The sequence below is a fragment of the Acinetobacter sp. 228 genome (assembly GCF_048147885.1).
The window spans coordinates 1-1327 of the sequence record NZ_JAYWYV010000295.1; the positions used below are offsets into that span (position 1 = coordinate 1).

The window sequence follows — 1327 nt, forward strand, 5'->3', positions numbered from 1 at the left end:
CCGAAATGTTGGGTGGAGTCGATTTATCCTGGTTAGTGGGATTGTTATCCACTGCAGTTTTATATTATGTACTTGCCAAAAGAGCTCAAATAAAAATTTCAAAAGCTCTTCAACTTGAACGAGTAAAATAATGTTAAGACGAGATATCAAAGTCTAAAATAATACTTTGATATCTCATTAATATTTTTCTACTGTTGAGCAGTACTTGGTTGTGCAGAGGCAGGCAATCCAAATAACTTATCGAATGTCCAATTAAATATGAACGTATAAATTGGAATGATAATAATAAATGCAACATCTAACCAAAATGCGGCAACAAGAGAAATATTCATCCACCACGCAATAAGCGGAATTAAGAACATTACTAAAGTAATTTGAAATCCGATCGCATGCGCAATTCTTCGTTTAACCGTACGCGACTTACTTTCTTGGCGAGCCTCCCATTTTTCATAAAGAATGTTGTAGATAAAGTTCCACGTTACCGCAATAGTAGTAATCATCACTGAAAGTGGCCCAGTGTGCTCTACACTATCTCCGGCCAAAAGAGCCAAACCTACTGATGAAATCACCATTCCAATAATTTCATATGAAGAAACATAAACAATACGACGTTTTAAACCTTGCATAATCTTTCAACTTTTATTACTTCTTATTATTTTAGTTTCAGCTAAAATCATATATAAAGTTAACAGCTTTCAGTTCTACTGATATCAAAATGAATTTTAATAGTGAAAATATCGAACTTTTCTTAACCGTATTAGATACTGGATCTTTCTCGGCCGCGGCACGTAAGTTAAATCGAGTGCCATCAGCAGTGAGTATGGCAATTGCCAATATTGAAGCAGAACTTGGTTACCACTTATTTGAACGTACACACCGCAAAGTTATTCCTACCGCGGCGGCTTTAGCATTGGAACCTCAAGCCCGTATTATTGCTGAACAGCTTAGGCTATTAGCTACGCATGCTTATGAACTTTCACTTGGTCTTGAAAGTAAATTAAAAATAGGTGTGGTTTCAGATGCGAATACTGAATTACTTTTTAAAGCCATAAAGCAACTAGCAGAGAAGTTTCCCCTTCTTAACCTAGAAATTATTACAGCTCCTCAAGATGATATTCTAAATTTACTTTATACAGAAAATATTAGCCTTTGCCTTGCAGGTTCAAATCTCAATATAAAAATGCGTGAAAGCCTACAATTAGTAATGACAGAAACAGTTATTGCTACGATCTCTGCTCATCATCCGTTTTTAAAAGAACAGAATAAGTTAAACACGATTGAAGAGTTAATTAATATTCGGCAAATTGTGGTCGCAAGTAGTGAGCTG

3 protein-coding genes are annotated in these 1327 nt (G+C 35.3%); 2 read left to right on the forward strand and 1 reads right to left on the reverse strand.

The genetic code is table 11. From position 1 onward, the window contains the following. Positions 1 to 131 (forward strand): hypothetical protein (locus VXQ92_RS18350; protein WP_416682771.1); only part of this gene is annotated, 131 nt, incomplete at its 5' end. A gap of 57 nt (positions 132 to 188) precedes the next feature. On the opposite strand, the gene VXQ92_RS18355 is transcribed toward VXQ92_RS18350, so the two are convergent. Then, positions 189 to 626, reverse strand: coding sequence for a PACE efflux transporter (locus VXQ92_RS18355; RefSeq protein WP_001161759.1), 438 nt, complete (start codon positions 624 to 626; stop codon positions 189 to 191). Positions 627 to 715: 89 nt separating this feature from the next. On the opposite strand from VXQ92_RS18355, the gene VXQ92_RS18360 reads away from it, so the two are divergent. Beyond that, on the forward strand, positions 716 to 1327 hold a 612-nt coding region (locus VXQ92_RS18360), incomplete at its 3' end, for a LysR family transcriptional regulator (RefSeq protein ID WP_416682770.1).

Excerpts from the sequence above, each read along its gene's own strand:
- VXQ92_RS18355 (WP_001161759.1), bottom strand. The coding sequence starts at position 626 with ATGCAAGGTTTAAAACGTCGTATTGTTTATGTTTCTTCATATGAAATT.